Raw genomic sequence first — 19,409 nt, 5'->3', positions numbered from 1 at the left:
GTGTATCACTTGAAAAAAATTTTAGAAGTAAAGCAAGTAAACAAAACATATTCAATGGATGGAAATACAAATTATCACGTGTTAAAAAATATAGATTTAGAGATTTATGAGGGAGAATTTGTATCGGTCATGGGGCCTTCTGGTTCTGGGAAATCGACGTTACTATATAATATTAGTGGAATGGATCAAATGTCATCAGGAAGTGTAAAAATTGATAGTAAAGAATTATCATGTATGAAAGAAGAAGCGTTAGCGAAATTACGTCTTACTGAAATAGGATTTATTTTTCAGCAGAGCAACCTTCTTAGAAACTTGAACCTATTTGATAATATCATCTTGTCAGCATATTTAGCGAAATGTGAGAGTAAGAAAATAGTAAATAAACGTGCTCTAGAGCTAATGGAGAATATGGGGATAAGTGATATAGCGTCTCATTATATAACCGAAGCATCTGGGGGGCAATTACAAAGAGTCTCTATTTGTAGAGCGCTCATTAATAATCCAAATATTATTTTTGCAGATGAGCCGACTGGTGCTTTAAATTTAAAATCAACAGAAGAAGTAATGCAAATATTATTAAATATTAATCGTGGTGGAACGACCATTATGTTAGTCACTCATGATGTGAAAGTAGCAGCAAAAACAGAAAGAATTCTTTTTATGGCGGACGGAGAAATTGTTAGTGAAATACAGTTAGGTAAGCTTAGGAACGATGATTTAAAAGCGCGAGAAGAGAAGTTGTTAAACTGGTTAGCTGTACTTGGATTTTAAAGAGAAAAACTCCTATTGAATGTAGGAGTTTTTCTTTGTCTTAAAGTTCTAAAAGATATATAATAATTTTCTGAATATTAAAATTGGAGGGGTGCAAATGAAAAATGAAACGTTGCACACGCAAGAAGATATTATTAAAATGCTGGATTCATTATTAAGACCAGCAGAACCATTTTGGAATGAATTTTATGCGAATAGAGAAAAAGATGTTCCGTTTTTTGAAAATGTTCCAGATGAGAATCTAGTTTCGTATATACAAAAAAAGCGGGTTTCAAAAGGAAAAGTACTGGAACTTGGATGTGGTCCGGGTAGAAACGCAATTTATCTAGCAAATGAAGGGTTTGATGTAACAGCAGTAGATTTATCTATAGAAGGCATTAACTGGGCAAAAGAGAGGGCGTTAGCAAAAGGAGTAGAAATTGAATTTATTTGTGATTCAATTTTCAATTTAGAGGTTCAAAATGAATTTGATTTTGTATACGATTCGGGCTGTTTGCATCATATTCCACCACATAGAAGAGTCAATTATGTGGATTTAATTAAAAACGCATTGAAATCAGGTGGTTATTTCGGATTAACGTGTTTCGCGGCAGGTGATTTAGATGAGCGAAATGGATCAGAAATAACAGATTGGGACGTATATAGAGGATGGAGTTTACAAGGAGGTCTTGCTTATTCGGAAGAAAAACTAAGAGAGATATTTAAAGGATTTGAAGTGATTGAAATTAGAAAGATGGAACAGATTGAACAACCAAATACTATGTTTGGAGAATCATTTCTTTGGACAGCATTATTTAAGAAGAAATAAGAATGTAGATAATTGACAAACTCATCGTTTTTATAGACAATATAATAATGAGAATGTATGTTCGTTTTTGTTAACCGATGTATATTTTGCATAAATACATAACAAGGGGTTGTCTCTAAATGAGTAACACAAATCAAAAAATTACTACGTTTTTAATGTTTGAAGGAAAAGCTGAGGAAGCGATGAATTTTTACACGTCGCTATTTGATCAATCAGAAATTGTAAGTATCTCTCGTTACGATGAAAACGGACCTGGTAAAGAGGGTACTGTCATTCATGCAACGTTTACATTACACGGGCAAGAGTTCATGTGCATAGATAGTTATGTAAATCATAATTTTACATTTACGCCAGCTATGTCTCTTTATGTAACTTGTGATACGGAAGAAGAAATTGAAACAGCTTTTAATAAACTAGCGGAGGATGGAGCAGTACTTATGCCTTTAGGTGCCTATCCGTTTAGCAAAAGATTTGGTTGGTTAAATGATAAGTATGGTGTGTCTTGGCAGTTAACGCTTGCGGAATAAATTGTAATTGATTTGTTTAATGGGTGTAGTTAAGAGGTTGAAAATTTAAATAACAAATAAAAAGGTGTTCCAACCGTCAACAAGTTTGGAATGCCTTTTTATTTGTTTAAATAAATTTATATTTTTTCTATTTGGAATATTTTATTTTTCTAACTACTTTTCATCTGTTAATATAAATATAGAAAAATGTGTATTAATTATTGGTTAGGTTAATAGAAAAAAGCATAAATAGTAAATGATCTTACACTTAAAATGTAACAAGATAGCTAGGGGGAATAGTTATAATGGATACAACTCAACAAAACAGTAATGCATGGGATAAAAAGGTTGAAGAAGGTTCTAGATATACGCAACCTGTAAGTAGCGAGGTTATTGAAAGAAGTAAATCAGGTGAATGGGAAATCACAGTTACCACAGAAAAATCAGTTCCTAGAGATTGGTTTCCAAAATCATTAGATGGATTAAAGATACTTTGCTTAGCGTCAGGTGGAGGGCAACAAGCACCTGTTCTAGCTGCTGCTGGGGCGGATGTAACAGTTACTGATATATCCAAGAAGCAATTGGAACAAGATGAAAAGGTAGCAAAACGAGATGGTTTAACTTTAAAAACAGTTCAAGGAGATATGTCAGACCTTAGTGATTTTGAGGATGAATATTTTGATATTGTTGTAAATCCTGTTTCTAATTTATTTGTAAAAGATGTACATCTTGTATGGAATGAAGTTTCAAGGGTTTTAAAGAATAAAGGTATTCTCATTTCTGGATTTACAAATCCGTTACTATGGATTTTTGATGATAATCAAGAACAAAAAGGTATTCTTGATGTAAAACATTCAATCCCTTCATCGACATTGGATTATTTACCAGAGGATGAAGTTCAAGATTACATCGATTCAAATCAAACAATAGAATATGCGCATACACTGGAAGATCAAATCCAAGGCCAAATTGAAGCGGGTTTTATTATAACAGGTTTTTATGAGGATGATTTTGGTGGAACAAGGATATTAGATAAGCATATTAAAACATTTATTGCTACAAAAGCTATAAAGTTAAAGGTTGATTAAGAATTTTGACTTGTCACACGAGACGTTAGTCGAAGAAGGTTCTTAAAATAGTATATATACAAGGAAAAGGGTGGAACTTTCCATCCTTTTCCTTGTATATAATTAGGTTATGCTTTTTATATTAAGAATTTTGTTGGCCGAATCTTTTCCCAAGTTTAGCTAGCAGTTCAGGCTGATCCCCTTGGCTCATTACAACTTCAACAAAGGTAAGTTGATCCTTATCATTACTTATTTTAGTTAAGACTTCTTGTAACTCTATTTCATTTTCCACTTTACATGTTAGGCTTTTTTCTTCTGTTCCGAATACGTTCGCTAGTTTTGTGTAATCCCACATTTGTATGTCATTATACGGTTCATTTTGACCATGAATTGCACGTTCAACAGTATAACCATTGTTGTTAATTAAAAATATAATTGGGTTTAAATTTTGACGTAGTATAGTTGATAATTCTTGGACAGTTAATTGAAAAGAACCATCACCAATAATTAAAATGTTGCGCCGCGATAAATTAGCGAGCTGTGTACCAAGTAGAGCAGGTAACGTATAGCCGATCGATCCCCATAATGGTTGCGCTACATATGTAGTGTCGTTTGGTAAAGGGATAGCGGCACTACCAAAGAAAGGTGTTCCTTGCTCTGCAAGTAAGACGTCGTTTTCTTGTAAGAAATGGTACATTTGCTGCCAAAAGCGTTTTTGTGTAACCATTTGTAGCTTTGGATTAAACTTTTCAGTAATTAATATTGATTCTGAAATAAATGGCTTAATATCAAGCGTTTCTTCATTTCGATGTTCAATTACATCACTTAACTGTTGTAAAACATCTTTCATTACAACTGGCCCATATTTTTTATCTGTAATTTTCACAGTGTAGGGATGAATTTCAATAACTTGTTCTTTCGTAAAACCTTGTGTGAAGCCACCTGTAATAGTATCAGTTAACTTCACACCAATACTAATAATACAATCAGATTCATCAATTCGTTTACGCAAGTATGGAGAACTTACATCACCAGTATAAATCCCTATAAATTGAGGGTGTTTTTCTGGAAATATTCCTTTTCCCATACTTAACGTTGCAATAGGAAACCCTGTTTTTTCTACAAATTGATATAAATATTCTTTAGCATGAAAACGATCCACTTCAAAATCAGCTAAAATAATAGGTTTCTTTGCGCTATTTATTTTTGAAATGGCATGTAGAAGCATTTTATCCAGTGTTTCTTTATTACTTAAAATCGGTTTATGTAAAATTGGTTCTGCAGGTTTATTAATTGGTTTATTATACACATCAATCGGTAAATTAATATGAACAGGACGTTTTTCATTCCAACATGCACGTAACACACGGTCAATTTCCTCAGCAGCATGTTCAGGGGTCAAATTTGTTTGTGCAACAGTGATTTCTCGATACATTTTGGAAAAATGATCGAACTTTCCATCACCTAACGTATGATGAACGAGTGCTCCATTTTCCATTACTTTTGTTGTTGGTGTGCCCGTGATTTTTATAACTGGTACGTTTTCGGCATATGAGCCGGCAATGCCGTTTATGGCGCTTAATTCTCCAACGCCAAAGGTGGTAATAAGAGCTCCGATTCCTTTTATGCGAGCGTACCCATCTGCTGCATATGCCGCATTTAATTCATTACAATTGCCAATCCACTCTACATTTTCATGTGCTATTACATCATCTAAAAAAGCCAAATTATAATCACCAGGGACACCAAAAATATGTTCAATTCCTAATTCGCTTAGTCGGTCTAATAAATAAGTACTAACAGTATATTGCGTTTTCAAGTGAATCATCTCCTCATTGTTTTGCTGTCTTGTAATAAACGTAGAGTATGGATTTAAAAATTCATTACGAGAATGTGGTATAATTTACATACAGGGGGAAAGTAGATGACACAACATAAAGAAGAACAGATGAATGAAGCGTTAGCCTTATTTTACTTTGCATATAAAACATTTACTGAAAAGCCAGATGAAATTATAAAAGAGTATGGTATTCAAAGAGTACATCACCGAATTTTATTTTTTATCGCACGCTTTCCGGGAGTAAGTGTAAATGAGTTATTATCACTACTAGAAATAAGTAAACAAGCTCTTCACGGACCATTACGACAACTTGTGGAAAAAAGCTTAATTGAGAGTAATGAAGCTACACATGATCGCCGTGTGAAACAGTTATCTTTAACAGAAAAAGGTGCCGATTTAGAGAAAAAACTGAGCGATGTACAAAGACAACAAATGGGTGCCATTTTTTCAAAATTTGGTGAATCGTGTGAAGAAAATTGGCATCAAGTTATGAATGAAATGGCACATAGCCGATCAGGTTTTGATGCTTGGATATCGAAAAGGGAAGTTGCAATCGATCAAAAATAAAAAGAAATATATCTGTTTTTATAGTTTGAAAAAGAACAAATTTTATCCATACATTTGGCAACTATGATTTGGTCATAGAGTGAATGGATAAAAAGATACATTACTAGATACTTTATACGTGTACGCAATGGAACAATAAAATTCACATTTCCGAAAGGGGAATTATTATGATAAAACTTGTACTTATTCGTCACGGACAGAGTTTATGGAATCTTGAAAATCGCTTTACTGGATGGACAGATGTAGATTTATCAGAGAAAGGATTAAGTGAAGCGAGAGAAGCAGGAGCGATATTAAAGAAAAACGGATATACTTTTGATGTAGCTTATACATCTGTATTAAAACGAGCAATTCGGACGTTATGGATTGTACTTCATGAGATGGATCTTACCTGGGTGCCAGTACATAAATCTTGGAAGCTAAATGAAAGACATTATGGTGCATTGCAAGGTTTGAATAAAGATGAAACCGCGCAAAAATATGGTGAGGAGCAAGTTCATATTTGGAGAAGAAGTATTGATGTAAGACCACCTGCTCTTACTGAGGATGATCCCAGGTATGAAATGAATGATCCAAGATATAAAGCACTGAAAAAAGGTGAGTTTCCATTGACAGAATGTTTAGTGGATACGGAGAAAAGAGTACTTGCTTATTGGCATTCAGAAATTGCGCCGAAATTAAAGAATGGTAACAAAGTAATCATTTCATCACATGGTAACACAATTCGCTCGCTAGTAAAATATTTAGATAATCTTTCAAGCGATGGTGTCGTTTCATTAAACATTCCAACGAGCATACCACTCGTGTATGAATTAGACGATGATTTACGTCCAATTCGCCATTATTACTTAAGTATGGATGGAGAAGTACCTGAAGGGGAAATTCCGAAACATATTTCTTTTTAACATGAAAATTTGAAACACATGCTTGTCTACATATACAATGTAGATTCAAGATAAAAGACGTGGTACCTTCTAATGTATATGCGATGTAACTAAATTTAGAAGCTTGTCCACGTCTTTTGTCATAAAGAGAGTTGCTTGTGCATGTAATGATATCGTGAGTAGTTTTTGAATGGAGGGTGATGTCATTGGTGATCTCTAACATTCGAATCGGCTTATTTATTTTAGCAATCGTTTTTCTAGTACTTGTTTTCTTTTATTGGAAAAACGAAGAGTTGTACGAGGAGAAGAAGCAACGTATTAGAAAGACTTGGTATGGGTTGTTTATAATATCAGTCACCGTGTATTTCATGATAAAAGGAATTGATTTAACCCTCTGGAAAAATCTTTTAATGTTCACTGCAATGGTTATTTTCGTTGATATTGCATTTATTTTAACACCTAATATTTCAGAAGTATGGGGAGCGAAATTTAGCGATATCGGCAAGACGGTTCAATCGATAAAACGGTCATTAATTGCTTCTAAAGCAAGGGGAGAAATATACACAACAATCATTCAAAATGTCAATCCAGCAGTGTTCGGTACGATGGAATGGCATACGGAGGAAGAATACACAAAAAGCTTAAACGCATTTTTAGATTCGTATGGGGAAAAGATTGGAGCAAAAATTGTTGTATTTGAAGCGGCAAAGGAATTAAATACAAACTTTCGTGGTATCCGTTCTCAATTTAGTACTATGATTCCGTTAGAGTACATTGAGCAATTGAATGAGCAGAGAGCAGTACAAGTAGAAAATGTCGGAATTATACCAGCAAAAATAGTGAGTGATGTTTTCATTGTTATTGACGGGAAGAAAAATAACCTGCAAGATCGAGATTTTGAAAATGTATATAATTTAACAATACATCATAGTTATTTTAGTAAATAAGGACAGAAATTTTTTCTGTCCTTTTCACTTATACATAAAGGTAAAGCGAATTTAGACAAACTTGTATAAAATCGGACAATCATTCCTACACTAGCACGTAGAGGTGATTGTAGTGATAAAAAATAATGACAATGATTTTTTTAAAGAAGATAATGAAGATACAACAGATTTCTCGTTAATAAAAGGAGATACATTACAGCAAGTAGAAGATTTAGAAGATGAATTAAAAAGAAAATGATACGTGTACACGCTGTCTACATTTGCTATATAATATAAATAAAAGGTTGTATCTTTTTTGAAAAGGGGGAGAAGAGATGGCTGAAATTAGTGTAAAAAAGTCTTCATTTTTTAAAGAGAAAAAAGAAGAACCAAATACAGATTTCTCTCTTGTGAAAGGTGCATTGACGGAAAATATAAATCGGTTAGAGAAATTAATGAATAATGGTACTTCAAAATATATGAGAGCAAAAAAAGAGAAAGAAAATGCATAGTGCATTTTCTTTCTCTTTTTATATGCAATTTAAATGTTTAACAAGCAGATATTAAAGTATGAAATAGAAAGTGAAAATAATGAATCATGGTATAATGATAAAAGACTTACATATTATTTTGTTATTTTGAGAGGAGCTTAAAAATGTATTCTACTTTAGAACAATTAACAAAGCACCCTGTGTTTTATCATTTTGCAGAAATTTCAAAGATTCCTAGAGGATCAGGTAATGAAAAGGAAATTAGTGATTTTTTAGTTGGCTTTGCGAAAGAGCGTAATTTACAAGTGATTCAAGATGAGGCATTAAATGTCATTATTAAAAAAGAAGCGACTGCTGGTTATGAAAATGTACCAGCTATTATTATTCAAGGGCATATGGATATGGTTTGTGAAAAAAACCAAGCAACCGTACATGATTTTGATAAAGATCCAATTGAATTGCGAATTATTGGGGACATGTTATATGCAAATCAAACGACTTTAGGTGCTGATAATGGTATTGCAGTTGCATATGCATTAGCTTTATTAGATTCAAAAGACATTCCGCATCCAGCACTTGAAGTAGTTATTACTACTGAAGAAGAAACGACAATGGGCGGAGCTTTCGCTGTTGATTCAAATCATTTTGAAGGAAAGATTTTTATTAATATTGATTCTGAAGAAGATCATAAATTGCTTGTAAGTAGCGCAGGTGGTGCAAAAGCTGTTGAAACGATTCCAGTAATTTGGGATGAAGCACCAGCGAATATGGATGCATACCGTCTATATGTCGGTGGTTTAAAAGGCGGACATTCTGGTATGGAAATTGATAAACAACGCGGTAATGCGAACAAAGTATTAGCAAGAGTATTACATGATTTATCAGTAAATATTCAATTTGATATAAGTGAAGTTCACGGTGGATTAAAAACGAATGCAATTCCGCGTGAAAGTGTAGCTACAATCGTATTACGTACAGAAGATGTAGAGAAAGTAGAAGAAAAACTAGAATCATGGACACGAGTATTACAAGAAGAAATGCGTGCTGTTGATCCAGATGTTCATGTTACACTTACAAAATTAGATGAGAAAGTAGAAAAAGTATTTGCTAAAGAAACACAAAAGCAACTTATTTCATCATTATTCTTAATTCCGAACGGCATTCAAAGTATGAGCATGGATATTAAAGGTCTAGTAGAAAGCTCAACAAATTTAGGTGTTATTGAAACGTTGCAAGATGAAATTAAATTACGTAACGAAGTGAGAAGTTCTGTAAGTAGTTTAAAACAACATATTACAGATGAGATTAAATGTATTGCGGAATTAGTTGGCGCAACATTTGAAATAGAGTCAGAGTATCCAGAATGGCCATACAATCCGAATTCACAAATTCGTAATTTATTTGAAAAAGTACATCAAGAAAAATACAATAAAGATGTTGAAATCTTCGCTGTACACGCTGGGATTGAATGTAGTGTATTCGTTCAAAAGATGCCTGAATTAGATGCAATTTCATTCGGTCCAGATATATTCAACGTCCATACTCCAGATGAACATATTAGTATTTCTTCTGTTGTGAATAACTGGGGATTCTTCGTTGATGTAATGAAGGGTACGAAAGAATTAGCTAAGTAATAATGATGAAATGAAAAATAGCCTATAAAATTTTATAGGCTATTTTTTTGTCTAGAGTTTTATTAGAAATTCGTTTTTATGTAAGTATTTCATTTTTGCTTTTATTTCTAAAAGAGATTGTACCAAAGATTGCTCCGGATATCGCTCCGATTAAAGTCGTAAAAATTGCACTCCATGCTGCAAATGACATTATTACAATACCATTATATATAGTAACATCGAATGTATCTCCATGCTTTAAGTCACCAACTGCTAACTCTTCTATAAAATCTGCATTATGATGTAATAAAAAATAGTTTTGCCACCGCCAAGTATCTAAAAATCGTGATTCTTTTTGTGTAGGTTGCGATTCAGCAGAGGTAGGTGGGAGCGTACCAATTGTATTTGAAAATAAAAATCCTCCAACAGTCAATGCGCCAATAATTGTTGATTGCCTTAAAAATTTCATCTTTTAGACCTCCTAATTAATAAGGAATTTAGAAATTGTTTTTGTAAAAAACTAGCTGTGAAATCTAAAGGATGATAATATCTTCTATAATCATATTAACATTTATTGATTTATCAGATAAATCGAAAACCATTTAGAAATAACAATTACGTTGCGAGCTATTGTATAGTAGAGATATGGTTCATAATAAAGGGGGAATATATATGTGGAAGCGATTTGTAGCGATTGGTGATAGTTTTACAGAGGGGATAGGGGATGAAGTTGAGGGTATAGTATTAAAAAGCTGGGTAGATCATTTTGTTCAACTGTGTGTAAACGATATAGAATATGCCAATTTTGCAAAGCGTGGGTTAGTAACGAAAGAAATTCGCTCGCAACAATTGGAAAAGGCGTTAACTTTTAATCCAGATTTGGTTAGCCTCATTGCAGGTGCAAACGACGTATTAAAAGGACGTTGGAATCATTATGCATATAAGGAAGATATGAAATGTATGATAGATACATTAAGTGAAACAGGTGCTGATATTATGATAGCAAACCTTCCAGATTTTACAGTCAGACTTCCATTTTCTACAGAAAAAAAACAAGTGTTAAAAGAACAATTATTAGAGGCAAATGAAGTTATACTTTCATTGAGTAGAGAGCATCAGCTTCATCATATTGACTTTTGGAATCATCAGTTAGTTAATGACAATACGCTTTGGTCTAAGGATTTCATTCATCCAAACTCAAAAGGATATGTAAAAGTTGCTGAACTGATCTTTAGTAGTTTGCCTGTACATGATGCTTCTAAATAAGCTTTTGAATGAACTAATCCCTTGCGCAGGGGGCTTTTCATATTTTCTGTTGCAGAACCCTTAGTATAAGGGTTCTTTTTTGTATCAAAAATCTAAAAAAGATACAATTGGAGAACTCGAACTAAATGGAACAAATGAAACTTGTATCTTGTCTATATATTGAAACCATAATAAAAGTGAGGGTAGTTTTATGTTTATTCAAATAAGTTTGAGGTGTGGAAATGGAACAGACGTTTATTGAAAAGTGTAATCATGATGAGCTGGACTATGTTATAAAAGACTATTGGCAAGATGTATGGAATTATTCATTTATTATTACGAAAGATCCACACTTATCAGATGATATTACGCAAGATGTATTTATAAAGGTATTTAAAAATTGGAATTCATTTCGAAAGGAATCATCTATTAAAACGTGGATATTAAAAATCACAAGAAATACGGCAATAAACTATTTGAAATCATCTTATTTTAAAAGAATATCTTTAGTAGGATTTTTTAGTGACGATAAACAAACTCTGTCGGCAGAACAAGAGTTTTTTAAGCAAGAAGAAATGAATGATGTGTGGAAAGTTGTATTAAAACTACCTAAAAAGCACCGTGAAATAATAATATTGGACGCAAAATATGAACTATCTTATGAAGAAATGGCTGAAACACTAGGAGTATCCATTGGAACTGTAAAATCTAGATTAAGTAGAGCAAGAAGTAAGGTTTCAAAATTAATAGGGGAGGGTAGTAGTGATGAAAAGTAAAAAAAATCCTGACTGGTATAGTAAATTAAAAAACGGCCCAATGGAACACCGTAAAGATGAAGAAGAATATATTTATAACATAAAGAAATCTATATACCAAAGTAATGAGGGAGATTCTCTGAAACATACAAGACCATTTCGTAAAAAAGCATTGCCAATTGTAATGGTTTTAGCTTGTACATTTTTATTTTTTATTGTTCAACAACCTTGGCTTGATGATAATAAATCACCGGTACAAAGTAGTACTCAAATTAAGCCTAAAACAAAAGATGAGTCTGCTCAAGATCCATCATTAAAACAATTTATGAATGAACTATATCGAAGTACAAGCTCAAAAAATGAAAATGAGCTGTACAAAGTGTTAAATGATGAAGCTCTATTTAAAGGGAAGAGTTATAAGAAGGATGAACTGAAGTTTGATGAAGATATTTTTCATGAGTTGCAAGTCGCTCTTACGATGGGGGGAGAATTTGTAAATGATACAAAACAAGTATACAAAGTACCAAGTGGATTGACAGAAAGTAATCAACAAAAGCAAGCACACTTTATATATGCAACTGTTACTGGAAATAAAACAAAAATTTTAGCTGAACCAAAGCGAGAGTCACAAGTTTTATATGAAGTATCTAATGAAATGGTAAAAGCTTGGATTCCAGAAAAAGTGCAGAATGATGGATATATAAAAATATCGACAATTAACGGTAATACTGGATATGTACAAAAAGAGTATGTTTTAACTGACATTAAATACTCTTTTATGTTTGAAAAGAATAATGAAGGTGAATGGAAAATAATAAGTATAGATTCTATTTGGTAAAAAAGGAAGGTTCACTTTAATGAACCTTCCTTTTTGTTTGTATTCTCTTTTTGAAGAGTATTCCAGGACTGTAAAATTTCTGATGTAACGAGAGCAGCAATGTTTTTTTCTGAATTACTTCCAGGAATAACGACAGAAACGGCAATCTGTGGATCTTCGGTAGGAGCATATGCAATGAATAGAGAATGATTTATCATTCTTGCTTGCTCATTCGGAAAACCTGTAATACCTGTTTTACCAGCGACGTCAAAGGGCAACTTTTTAATCTCCTCTATATTTTGACTCATTCCACCTTGCACAACACTCCAAAAGTTCGTCGGGTAACGATTTGAACTTTCTAAAATTGGTTTAAACTTTTTTGTTTCCTTACCATCCGGCCCAATAATAGCACTTACGATTTGAGGTTTATATTTATCACCTTTACTTGCTAAAGTTGCTGCATATTGAGCGAGTTGAAGCGGAGTATGCACTTCGTTTCCGCCCCACGAAGCATTTAATAAAGCGGAGATTCCATTTTCAAACTTATTGGAAGGGTGGAATTCATAGTGTCCGTCTTCTTCAAAGGGTAAATCAATCCCGGTTTTAGAACGTAGGCCGAATTGCATTAAATAATCTGTCCATATATGTGCCACTTTTTCTACATTGCCATTATGTTGGTTAAATAATGGAAGAGCTACTTTTGCTGTCATAAATGTGTTAGACGAATTAATGATAGCTTGCCTCGGTGTAATCTCACCTGTAGGCGTTCCAGGTGCATTTGTAATGTTATTCTGATTATCATACTGAAAAGTACCTTTATCTAGATAAGTATCTTCAGGTTGAAAAAGTTTTTCGTTTAATCCAATTAAAATAGTAAGTGGTTTTATAGTAGAGGCCATATTTATATAAGATTCACCATACTTTAATTTTTGAATTGCTTTATTTTGCGAAAGTGATTTTAAGTTATCTATTTTAGTTGATACATGAGTATGTAATATATTTGGATCAAAAACTGCTGAGTTGGCCATAGTTAAAATTGCGCCAGTTTTTGCATCACTCACTACAGCATAACCAGCTTTAGCATTAGGTAATTTCTTAATTTGCGATCGTAATGCTTCCTCTGATTTTTGTTGCAATTTAGAATCTAAAGCTAGCCTGATATCCTTACCTTTTTGTACTTTTTGAATGTTCCATAAGAACTCTTTATTATTCATTTTAAAAATAAGAGTTTTACCCGGTTTTCCTTTTAAATCATCTTCATATTGCAGCTCAATCCCACTTTTTCCAACCGGCATATGCTTTGAATTAAGGTTATTTTCTACATACCCAATTACCTGTGAACCAATTTCATGTTTAGGATAATATCGAATCCATTCATCTTTAATTATTACATTATTCGGTTTGTTTTTGTTTATGAATGCAAGTTCATTCTCAGCTATATCAGAGTATAACGGTATATCATGCATAGTCTGTTTTTTACAAGATTGTTGTAATTGAGATTTTATGCTCTCTGAAGAAATATCATGTTGAAACTTACTTGAAAATTGATCGAAAAAGGCTAATGTGTTTGATGTATCTTGTTTCGATAGCTTTTCATCATTAGAAGTACAATATAGAGACTTAATTTTCTTATTTGTAGCTAGTATTACACCATTTTGATCAAAGATTTTTCCTCTTTCGGCTGAAGAAGTTGCGATAGTAATTGAAATGAAGTTGATTTTAAATAGAATTAGTAAAATCAAACCTACAATAGAAAGAACCGCAAAAAATCCCCATTTTTTTATTTTTGTATGTAACATAAAATCCTCCCTTTTGTAGCCTACTTCATCTTATAGTTAATTATTTTTTTTGTAAATGTGGAACAACTTTATTATTTAGATTGTCTATTATATGTAAGTAAAAAAAGTGTTAAGAATTTGAAAGGAATGATGATTTTGAAAAACAAGAGGCTGCTAAAAATAGGAATATGCGTTGGTATATTAGGTTTAAGTCTTACAAGCCTAGAAGCTTTTACAGGAGGATCACTGCAAGTTGAAGCGAAAGAAAAGAATGGGCAAATAAAACATAAAAATCAGGCGACGCATAAAGAGTTCTCGCAACTTGAGAAAAAATTTGATGCTCGATTAGGTGTATATGCGATTGATACTGGTACAAATCAAACAATCGCTTATCGACCTAACGAAAGGTTTGCCTTCGCATCAACTTACAAGGCTTTAGCGGCAGGGGTATTACTACAGCAAAACTCAATTGATACATTAAATGAAGTTATCAAATTTACGAAAGAGGACTTAGTGGATTATTCACCAGTTACAGAGAAACATGTAGATACTGGAATGACACTAGGAGAAATTGCGGAGGCTGCTGTTCGTTACAGTGATAATACTGCAGGGAACATTTTATTTCATAAAATAGGCGGACCGAAAGGATATGAAAAAGCGCTTAGAAAGGTGGGGGATCGGGTTACTATGTCTGATCGCTTTGAAACAGAGTTAAACGAAGCTATTCCAGGAGACATTCGTGATACTAGTACAGCAAAAGCAATTGCTACGAATCTTAAAGAGCTTACGGTCGGAAATGCGCTTCCACATCAAAAGCGTAACATTCTTACAGATTGGATGAAAGGGAATGCTACAGGAGACAAACTTATTCGTGCAGGCGTGCCAACTGACTGGGTAGTTGCAGATAAATCAGGAGCTGGAAGTTACGGGACAAGAAATGATATTGCTATCGTTTGGCCACCAAATAGATCACCTATTATCATCGCAATTTTATCTAGTAAAGATGAGAAAGAGGCTACCTATGATAATCAACTAATTAAAGAGGCGGCTGAAGTTGTAATTGATGCTATTAAATAATAATCTCTTAGTTATTTCAGTTTTTTACCATATGTTATTGGATGTATAAAATTAGAAAACGATTCTTTTTCGTATGAAAAGAATCGTTTTTGTATTTTTATTATTAAGAGGATAAAGGTAAAATAAATATATATGACGTATCCGATGTGAAATTTCATGTACTGTACTATATTCAATAAAAATCAAAAATGTATCATATAATTCTGTTAACATAAAATAAGTGTTTTATAAAAATAAAAGGAGAGAATATGAAGAGAAATATTAATAGAATCATATTGTTTATTGGCATATTAGTAGCTTTTATTACTTTTTTATATTTACAGAACAATTTAATAGGTATAACTGAGGTTAAAATAACCTCTAGTAAAATACCCTCCTCTTTTAAAGGGTATAAAATTCTACAAATTTCAGACTTACACAATAAACAATTTGGCAATAAGCAAGGTGTATTAATTCAAAAAATTGAAAGCATAGACCCAGATATTATTGCGATTACGGGTGATTTAATTGACAGTAAATCATACGATGCAGAAGTTAGTATGCAATTAATACGAGAAATTGTAAAGGAGTATCCTGTATATTTTGTGACAGGAAACCATGAACAATGGTCTGGAAAGTATAACCGTTTAGAAAAAGAGTTGAAGAAATATGATGTCAATGTTTTAAGGAATGAACATGTAGGCATTCGAAAGGGGGAGCAAGAAATAAATTTGCTAGGTATTGATGATCCGGAGTTTGTAACTGGAAACCGTGATGAAGGAAATATTATAATAGATGAAATTAAAAAAGCGAAAATTGAAATGCAGCCAGATAAATATAATGTATTATTATCCCATCGGCCTGAATTTATAAAGGAATATACGAATGAGAGGTTGGATTTGGTTTTATCGGGACATGCTCATGGAGGGCAAGTTAGATTGCCATTTATCGGAGGATTAGTTGCGCCAAATCAAGGTGTTTTACCTAAATATACAGCGGGTTTATATGTAGAACAAAATACATCAATGGTAGTGAGTAGAGGATTAGGTAATAGTATCATTCCGCAAAGGATTTTGAATAGGCCAGAAATTGTAGTCGTGCAGCTAAATTAAGCTGTACGATTTTTTTTATACAAAAATGAGTAAAGGGGCTTTCTGTATTTTGCAGGAGTAAACATTACAATTTTGTTAAAAATTTTCTACGTTACATAAAGTAACAAAATTTGACCCTCAGTGTTTGTTATAGTGTAAATAATCAAAAAACTTAAAATTTGTCGAGTGAAAAGTGTGATAAGTAATTCATGTAAAAAACTTAAAGGGGTGTACACATGCATAAAGAATACGAAATTGAAGAGTATACGGCGATTGAGGAACAAATACATTATTATTGTAAATGTTTATTAGTAACTCATCCTGATCAAATTATAAAGTATTTAGAAAAAAGATTAGAAAAATATGCAGAAACATTACAATATGCACATTTATATCCCGACACAGTTATATTACCGTTACAGCAATTAGTTATCGAATATTCTTTAGATGTTGCTAGAATTAGGAAATATATGAATTTAAAAACGTAAAGCAAATTATATAATTTAAATGAAACAGAGTCGACTTTAAGAAAGGATATTCTAATGTCGACTCTGTTTCATTGTTTAATATTATTGACGGAAAACCATACTAATCAATGAAGTTTGACATATAATTACGCAAGAGTAAAATAAAAGTGAGTACTCACTCATTTTAGAGAAGGGGGAAGAATACGTGAAGCAGCCTGCCATTATTTTACGGACTGTATCAAAAAGTTTTGGGAAAAAAGAAGTTTTACACAATCTTTCATTACAAGTTGAAAAAGCAGAGATATTTGGTTTAGTTGGGCCTTCAGGTTCTGGGAAAACGACTCTTATTAAATTGATTGCAGGTATTAACGAAGCAACGGAAGGTGAAGTGCTTGTTTACAACACGAACATGCCTAATTTAAATGAAATGAAAAGAATTGGTTATATGGCTCAAGCTGATGCATTATACGAAGAACTATCAGCATATGAAAATGCAGATTTTATGGCAACGATGTACGGATTAAAGGGAAAGCATAAAAAAGAAAGAATTGAAGAAGTTTTTGACCTTGTACAATTATCACAACATATGAAAAAGCAAGTGCAGCATTTTTCAGGCGGGATGAAGAAGCGTTTATCATTAGCAATAGCCCTTCTTCATGAACCTGAAATATTAATTTTAGATGAACCAACAGTGGGGATAGATCCGCTTCTTAGAAAAACGATCTGGGAAAAATTTTATGCTTTGAAAAAGAAAGGCACAACCATTATTGTAACGACGCACATTATGGACGAAGCTGAGTTTTGTGAGCGCCTGGGGTTGATTAGAGAAGGAAAGCTAGTGGCGATTGGAACACCTGAAGAATTGAAAAAGCGGGTATCATCAGGAAGAATTGAAGATGTCTTTTTGTTGGAAGAGGTGACTCCATCATGAGAGTTACCGGTATAATTATTCGTATTATTCGCCAATTTTTTCGGGATAAACGTTCGTTAGCGATGATGTTTGGAGCACCCATGTTATTACTTTGGTTATTGTCGCTAGTGTTTACACAAAAGGACTATGTACCGCATATTGCTGTTGTTGATATGCCCGCTCAGTTAGTAAAAGTGATGAAAAATCAAGAAGCGTCAATTTATGAATATAATACAGAAAAGGCAATGTCTGAGCTGGAAAATCAAAAGGTAGATGCAGTCATTCGTTTAGAAAATGGAAAAATGAATATTGTATTAGAAGGTAGCGATTCGTCAAAAAATCGTGCTGTACTTCAAATATTACAAAAAAGTACAGAGAAGAACGATGTATCGATTATGAAACATGAAGTGAATTATTTACATGGCTCTAAAGACTTTACAATGTTTGATGGGCTTGGTCCTGTATTAATCGGTTTCTTTACATTTTTCTTTGTATTCATTTTATCAGGGGTGTCTTTCGTAAGAGAACGTTTAAGTGGTACTTTAGAAAGGTTATTATCGACTCCAATTAAAAGATGGGAAATAGTTGTAGGATATATTATTGGTTTTGGGATCTTTGCATTTATACAATCCATTATTATCGTAAGTTTTTCAGTTTACATTTTAGACTTGTATGTAGCTGGCTCCATATGGCTAACGCTACTTATTACATGTATGCTTTCTTTAACGGCATTAACTTTAGGGACGTTTTTATCGGCATACGCAAATAATGAATTTCAAATGATCCAGTTTATACCGCTTGTCATTGTGCCACAAATTTTCTTTTCTGGTTTGTTTCCAATTGAATCGATGAATAAGTGGCTTCAAATGTTAGGGAAGTTATTTCCACTCACATATGGCGCTGACGCAATGAGGCAAGTGATGATTCGAAATCAAGGGTTTACAGAGATTGCATTAGATTTAACTGTATTACTACTTTTTTCTCTATTATTTGCAGTAGGAAATGTATTTGCTTTAAAGAAACATCGCAAAATATAATAATGATAAAAAGGAGCTTTATACATGCAGAAGGATTGGCTAGAAGAATTAATTGCTGCAACTAATACGGATAAACGAAATGAGCGTCAAATGCGTATATTAGAGGCGGCTGTTGATATGTTTGGCGAAAAAGGATACGCTTCAACTTCAACAAGTGAAATTGCAAAGCGGGCTGGTGTAGCGGAAGGAACAATCTTCCGCTACTATAAAACAAAAAAAGATTTATTGTTAGCGGTCGTCATGCCGACATTAACGAAGTTTGCTGCACCATTTTTCGTACAAGCCTTCGCAAAGGAAATATTTAAATCGGAGTATGAATCGTATGAAGGGCTTCTAAGAGTTATTATTCATAATAGATTTGAATTTGCAAAAAAGCATTTTCCAATGATAAAAATATTAATTCAAGAAGTGCCATTTCAGCCAGAACTGAAAAATGAGATACAACAACTAGTAGAAACAGAGTTGCTTTGTCATTTTAAAAAGTTAATTGCAAAGTTTCAAGTAGAAGGGGAGATTATTGAAATGCCCCCATCTTCTGTTTTACGACTTACTTTATCAGCTGTATTAGGTTTATTATTAACACGGTTTTTATTATTGCCTGAAGAAAAATGGGATGATGAAACTGAAATTGAAAATACGATTCAGTTTATATTGTACGGATTAACGCCACGAAATTAATCGTCGAAGTATGAATTACATATGTTACATTTAAGTAAAATAATAAATCGCCTTTAAAAAGGCGATTTATATTTGTTATATTTTTGATAAATAAGTACTTGT

Annotated in this window: 22 protein-coding genes; 19 read left to right on the top strand and 3 right to left on the bottom strand. The window is 32.9% G+C overall.

Annotation, left to right across the window (positions count from 1 at the left end):
* Positions 1–9 precede the first annotated feature (9 nt).
* From ACTFNE_RS07660 to ACTFNE_RS07645, 4 genes are all read left to right on the top strand, one after another.
* Positions 10–771: an ABC transporter ATP-binding protein gene (locus ACTFNE_RS07660; RefSeq protein ID WP_000721687.1), complete on the top strand. Its 762-nt coding sequence runs from the start codon at positions 10–12 to the stop codon at positions 769–771.
* 97 nt (positions 772–868) lie between these two features.
* Entirely contained in the window at positions 869–1,579 is a 711-nt protein-coding gene (locus ACTFNE_RS07655) for a class I SAM-dependent methyltransferase (RefSeq protein ID WP_000787475.1), read from the top strand.
* Positions 1,580–1,698: 119 nt separating this feature from the next.
* Entirely contained in the window at positions 1,699–2,106 is a 408-nt protein-coding gene (locus ACTFNE_RS07650) for a VOC family protein (RefSeq protein ID WP_000072485.1), read from the top strand.
* Between the two features lie 284 nt (positions 2,107–2,390).
* Entirely contained in the window at positions 2,391–3,173 is a 783-nt protein-coding gene (locus tag ACTFNE_RS07645) for a class I SAM-dependent methyltransferase (protein ID WP_000381793.1), read from the top strand.
* A gap of 121 nt (positions 3,174–3,294) precedes the next feature.
* Here ACTFNE_RS07645 and ACTFNE_RS07640 read toward each other — a convergent pair whose 3' ends face one another.
* Positions 3,295–4,980 (bottom strand): alpha-keto acid decarboxylase family protein, encoded by a 1,686-nt coding sequence (locus ACTFNE_RS07640; RefSeq protein WP_270706079.1) that lies wholly within the window; start codon positions 4,978–4,980, stop codon positions 3,295–3,297.
* 96 nt (positions 4,981–5,076) lie between these two features.
* On the opposite strand from ACTFNE_RS07640, the gene ACTFNE_RS07635 reads away from it, so the two are divergent.
* The 6 genes from ACTFNE_RS07635 to pepD all read left to right on the top strand — a co-directional run bounded on the left by ACTFNE_RS07635 (position 5,077) and on the right by pepD (position 9,494).
* Positions 5,077–5,559: a MarR family winged helix-turn-helix transcriptional regulator gene (locus ACTFNE_RS07635; RefSeq protein ID WP_000191911.1), complete on the top strand. Its 483-nt coding sequence runs from the start codon at positions 5,077–5,079 to the stop codon at positions 5,557–5,559.
* A gap of 167 nt (positions 5,560–5,726) precedes the next feature.
* Positions 5,727–6,464, top strand: coding sequence for a 2,3-diphosphoglycerate-dependent phosphoglycerate mutase (gene gpmA / locus ACTFNE_RS07630; protein WP_000594125.1), 738 nt, complete (start codon positions 5,727–5,729; stop codon positions 6,462–6,464).
* A 188-nt stretch (positions 6,465–6,652) separates the two neighbouring features.
* Complete coding sequence (locus ACTFNE_RS07625) at positions 6,653–7,390, top strand: type II toxin-antitoxin system SpoIISA family toxin (RefSeq protein ID WP_270706094.1); 738 nt, start codon at positions 6,653–6,655, stop codon at positions 7,388–7,390.
* 112 nt (positions 7,391–7,502) lie between these two features.
* Entirely contained in the window at positions 7,503–7,628 is a 126-nt protein-coding gene (locus tag ACTFNE_RS07620; RefSeq protein WP_000594606.1) for a hypothetical protein, read from the top strand.
* A 76-nt stretch (positions 7,629–7,704) separates the two neighbouring features.
* Positions 7,705–7,881, top strand: coding sequence for a stage II sporulation protein SB (spoIISB, locus tag ACTFNE_RS07615; RefSeq protein WP_000808045.1), 177 nt, complete (start codon positions 7,705–7,707; stop codon positions 7,879–7,881).
* A gap of 143 nt (positions 7,882–8,024) precedes the next feature.
* A complete protein-coding gene (pepD, locus tag ACTFNE_RS07610; protein WP_270706080.1) occupies positions 8,025–9,494 on the top strand; it encodes a beta-Ala-His dipeptidase in 1,470 nt (489 codons plus the stop codon).
* Between the two features lie 76 nt (positions 9,495–9,570).
* Here pepD and ACTFNE_RS07605 read toward each other — a convergent pair whose 3' ends face one another.
* On the bottom strand, positions 9,571–9,942 hold the full coding sequence (locus ACTFNE_RS07605; RefSeq protein ID WP_270706081.1) for a DUF5065 family protein: 372 nt from the start codon (positions 9,940–9,942) through the stop codon (positions 9,571–9,573).
* 203 nt (positions 9,943–10,145) lie between these two features.
* Here ACTFNE_RS07605 and ACTFNE_RS07600 point away from each other — a divergent pair, with 203 nt between their 5' ends.
* The 3 genes from ACTFNE_RS07600 (at position 10,146) to ACTFNE_RS07590 (ending at position 12,311) form a co-directional block, all read left to right on the top strand.
* Positions 10,146–10,739, top strand: coding sequence for an SGNH/GDSL hydrolase family protein (locus tag ACTFNE_RS07600; RefSeq protein WP_270706082.1), 594 nt, complete (start codon positions 10,146–10,148; stop codon positions 10,737–10,739).
* Positions 10,740–10,960: 221 nt separating this feature from the next.
* On the top strand, positions 10,961–11,494 hold the full coding sequence (locus tag ACTFNE_RS07595) for an RNA polymerase sigma factor (RefSeq protein ID WP_046197397.1): 534 nt from the start codon (positions 10,961–10,963) through the stop codon (positions 11,492–11,494).
* Positions 11,484–12,311, top strand: coding sequence for an SH3 domain-containing protein (locus tag ACTFNE_RS07590; protein ID WP_046197396.1), 828 nt, complete (start codon positions 11,484–11,486; stop codon positions 12,309–12,311). Before ACTFNE_RS07595 ends, ACTFNE_RS07590 begins: the two co-directional genes overlap by 11 nt.
* Before the next feature lie 11 nt (positions 12,312–12,322).
* Here ACTFNE_RS07590 and ACTFNE_RS07585 read toward each other — a convergent pair whose 3' ends face one another.
* Positions 12,323–14,089 carry a peptidoglycan D,D-transpeptidase FtsI family protein gene (locus ACTFNE_RS07585; protein ID WP_046197395.1) on the bottom strand — a complete coding sequence of 589 codons (1,767 nt, stop codon included), beginning with the start codon at positions 14,087–14,089 and terminating at the stop codon, positions 12,323–12,325.
* 129 nt (positions 14,090–14,218) lie between these two features.
* Between ACTFNE_RS07585 and bla the strand changes: the two genes are divergently transcribed.
* From bla to ACTFNE_RS07555, 6 genes are all read left to right on the top strand, one after another.
* Positions 14,219–15,145 (top strand): class A beta-lactamase Bla1, encoded by a 927-nt coding sequence (gene bla / locus ACTFNE_RS07580; protein ID WP_052737305.1) that lies wholly within the window; start codon positions 14,219–14,221, stop codon positions 15,143–15,145.
* Positions 15,146–15,393: 248 nt separating this feature from the next.
* A complete protein-coding gene (locus ACTFNE_RS07575) occupies positions 15,394–16,236 on the top strand; it encodes a metallophosphoesterase (protein WP_046197393.1) in 843 nt (280 codons plus the stop codon).
* A 215-nt stretch (positions 16,237–16,451) separates the two neighbouring features.
* Positions 16,452–16,703 (top strand): hypothetical protein, encoded by a 252-nt coding sequence (locus ACTFNE_RS07570; protein WP_000548624.1) that lies wholly within the window; start codon positions 16,452–16,454, stop codon positions 16,701–16,703.
* A 184-nt stretch (positions 16,704–16,887) separates the two neighbouring features.
* Complete coding sequence (locus tag ACTFNE_RS07565) at positions 16,888–17,613, top strand: ABC transporter ATP-binding protein (RefSeq protein ID WP_046197392.1); 726 nt, start codon at positions 16,888–16,890, stop codon at positions 17,611–17,613.
* Entirely contained in the window at positions 17,610–18,629 is a 1,020-nt protein-coding gene (locus ACTFNE_RS07560; protein WP_046197391.1) for an ABC transporter permease, read from the top strand. The genes ACTFNE_RS07565 and ACTFNE_RS07560 overlap by 4 nt, the downstream gene beginning before the upstream one ends.
* A 24-nt stretch (positions 18,630–18,653) precedes the next feature.
* Complete coding sequence (locus ACTFNE_RS07555) at positions 18,654–19,307, top strand: TetR/AcrR family transcriptional regulator (RefSeq protein WP_046197390.1); 654 nt, start codon at positions 18,654–18,656, stop codon at positions 19,305–19,307.
* The last annotated feature ends 102 nt before the right edge of the window (positions 19,308–19,409 follow it).

The sequence above is a fragment of the Bacillus cereus group sp. MYBKT111-2 genome (assembly GCF_051915205.1).
GTDB lineage: Bacteria > Bacillota > Bacilli > Bacillales > Bacillaceae_G > Bacillus_A > Bacillus_A paranthracis.
The sequence above is the reverse complement of the archived record's forward strand: the minus strand, read 5'-3'. Positions and strand labels throughout refer to the sequence as shown.

Excerpts from the sequence above, each read along its gene's own strand:
- ACTFNE_RS07590 (WP_046197396.1), top strand. The coding sequence starts at position 11,484 with ATGAAAAGTAAAAAAAATCCTGACTGGTATAGTAAATTAAAAAACGGC.
- ACTFNE_RS07650 (WP_000072485.1), top strand. The coding sequence starts at position 1,699 with ATGAGTAACACAAATCAAAAAATTACTACGTTTTTAATGTTTGAAGGA.
- ACTFNE_RS07645 (WP_000381793.1), top strand. The coding sequence starts at position 2,391 with ATGGATACAACTCAACAAAACAGTAATGCATGGGATAAAAAGGTTGAA.
- ACTFNE_RS07560 (WP_046197391.1), top strand. The coding sequence starts at position 17,610 with ATGAGAGTTACCGGTATAATTATTCGTATTATTCGCCAATTTTTTCGG.
- ACTFNE_RS07575 (WP_046197393.1), top strand. The coding sequence starts at position 15,394 with ATGAAGAGAAATATTAATAGAATCATATTGTTTATTGGCATATTAGTA.
- pepD (WP_270706080.1), top strand. The coding sequence starts at position 8,025 with ATGTATTCTACTTTAGAACAATTAACAAAGCACCCTGTGTTTTATCAT.
- bla (WP_052737305.1), top strand. The coding sequence starts at position 14,219 with ATGATTTTGAAAAACAAGAGGCTGCTAAAAATAGGAATATGCGTTGGT.
- ACTFNE_RS07595 (WP_046197397.1), top strand. The coding sequence starts at position 10,961 with ATGGAACAGACGTTTATTGAAAAGTGTAATCATGATGAGCTGGACTAT.
- ACTFNE_RS07605 (WP_270706081.1), bottom strand. The coding sequence starts at position 9,942 with ATGAAATTTTTAAGGCAATCAACAATTATTGGCGCATTGACTGTTGGA.
- ACTFNE_RS07655 (WP_000787475.1), top strand. The coding sequence starts at position 869 with ATGAAAAATGAAACGTTGCACACGCAAGAAGATATTATTAAAATGCTG.
- ACTFNE_RS07600 (WP_270706082.1), top strand. The coding sequence starts at position 10,146 with ATGTGGAAGCGATTTGTAGCGATTGGTGATAGTTTTACAGAGGGGATA.
- ACTFNE_RS07585 (WP_046197395.1), bottom strand. The coding sequence starts at position 14,089 with ATGTTACATACAAAAATAAAAAAATGGGGATTTTTTGCGGTTCTTTCT.
- gpmA (WP_000594125.1), top strand. The coding sequence starts at position 5,727 with ATGATAAAACTTGTACTTATTCGTCACGGACAGAGTTTATGGAATCTT.
- ACTFNE_RS07570 (WP_000548624.1), top strand. The coding sequence starts at position 16,452 with ATGCATAAAGAATACGAAATTGAAGAGTATACGGCGATTGAGGAACAA.
- ACTFNE_RS07635 (WP_000191911.1), top strand. The coding sequence starts at position 5,077 with ATGACACAACATAAAGAAGAACAGATGAATGAAGCGTTAGCCTTATTT.
- ACTFNE_RS07555 (WP_046197390.1), top strand. The coding sequence starts at position 18,654 with ATGCAGAAGGATTGGCTAGAAGAATTAATTGCTGCAACTAATACGGAT.
- spoIISB (WP_000808045.1), top strand. The coding sequence starts at position 7,705 with ATGGCTGAAATTAGTGTAAAAAAGTCTTCATTTTTTAAAGAGAAAAAA.
- ACTFNE_RS07640 (WP_270706079.1), bottom strand. The coding sequence starts at position 4,980 with ATGATTCACTTGAAAACGCAATATACTGTTAGTACTTATTTATTAGAC.